1 protein-coding gene is annotated in these 1,404 nt (G+C 70.6%); it reads left to right on the top strand.

Annotated elements, in window-relative coordinates; translation table 11 throughout:
• Nucleotides 1–20: 20 nt before the first annotated feature.
• A partial coding sequence (locus ACH4E7_RS45615) for an NF041680 family putative transposase (protein ID WP_396255131.1) occupies nucleotides 21–1,404 on the top strand: 1,384 nt, incomplete at its 3' end.

Below are 1,404 nucleotides of genomic sequence, written 5' to 3'. Positions count from 1 at the left end.
ATGTGCCCGAAAGTGCGGCATTGGACGTCTTGTCCCGCTTTCGGGTCGAGTTCTACGACTGCCTTTACGCCCGCCAGGACGCGCTCTTCGAGCTCACCGACGCGGTGCTGTGTACGGACGGGCCGGTGAAGACGCTGGTCGAACTGTCGCTGGCCCTCGAGCACCGGCGCGGGCACGGCGCCCTGTATGCCGCGCTGGACCGGGGCTGGTTGGAGCCGACGCGGCTGCGTCGCACCCTGGCCGGCCTGCCGCTGCCACGGCTCGCGGACGGACGCATCGGCCTGGCCGTGGACGTCTCCAACTGGCTCCGCCCCGACGCCCCGACCAGCGACGAGCGCCTGTTCTGCCACGTCTACGGCCGCGGCAGAAGCGCCGACCAGCTCATCCCCGGCTGGCCCTACTCCTTCGTTGCCGCTCTGGAGTCCGGGCGTACCTCCTGGGTCGGGCTGCTGGACGCGGTCCGGCTGGGACCCGCCGACGACGCGACCGCCGTCACCGCGACCCAACTGCGCGAGGTCGTCGACCGCATCATCGCGGCAGGCCATTGGCACCGAGGCGATCCGGACATCCTCATCGTGATGGACGCCGGCTACGACGTGACCCGCCTGGCCCACGTGCTCGCGGACCTGCCGGTCGAGCTGATCGGCCGACTGCGCTCGGACCGGGTCATGCTCCGCGACCCGGGTGAGGCCCGCTCCGGCCCCAAGGGCGGGCGCCCACGCCGGCACGGCGGCGTTTTCACCTTCGCCAAGCCCGACAGCTGGCACGAGCCCGAGACCACCACGACCACGGACACCACCCGCTACGGAAAGGCGGAGGCCCGTGCGTGGGACCGGATGCACCAACGCCTGCAAAAGCGCGGCCCGTGGCTTGATCACGAGGGCGAAATCCCTTTGATCCACGGCACGTTGGTCCGCCTGAAGGTCGAGCGTCTGCCCGGGGAGAGGGACGCGAAGCCGCTGTGGCTGTGGTCCTCGGCCACCGGCATCAACACCGTGCACCTGGACCGGATCTGGCGCACGTTCCTGCGCAGGTTCGATCTTGAACACACCTTCAGGCTGATCAAGCAGACGCTCGGATGGACCACCCCGAAGATCCGCCGTCCCGACACCGCGGACCTGTGGACCTGGCTGATCATCGTCGCGCACACCCAGCTCCGCCTCGCCCGGCCCCTCGCCGAGGATCTGCGTCGCCCGTGGGAGAAGCCCGCGCCGCCGAACAGGCTCACGCCCGCCCGGGTCCGACGCGGGTTCCGCAACATCCGCGCGAAGACACCCTGCCCGGCAGCCGTGCCACAACCGACACGCCCCGGCCCAGGGCGACCACCCGGCACGAAGAATCGCAGGCCGGCGCCCCGTTACGACGTCGGGAAGACCGTCAAACGCGAACCCACGCTCGAAGCCC

Source organism: Kitasatospora sp. NPDC018058 (assembly GCF_044327205.1).
Taxonomy (GTDB): Bacteria; Actinomycetota; Actinomycetes; order Streptomycetales; family Streptomycetaceae; genus Kitasatospora.
The sequence above is the reverse complement of the archived record's forward strand: the minus strand, read 5'-3'. Positions and strand labels throughout refer to the sequence as shown.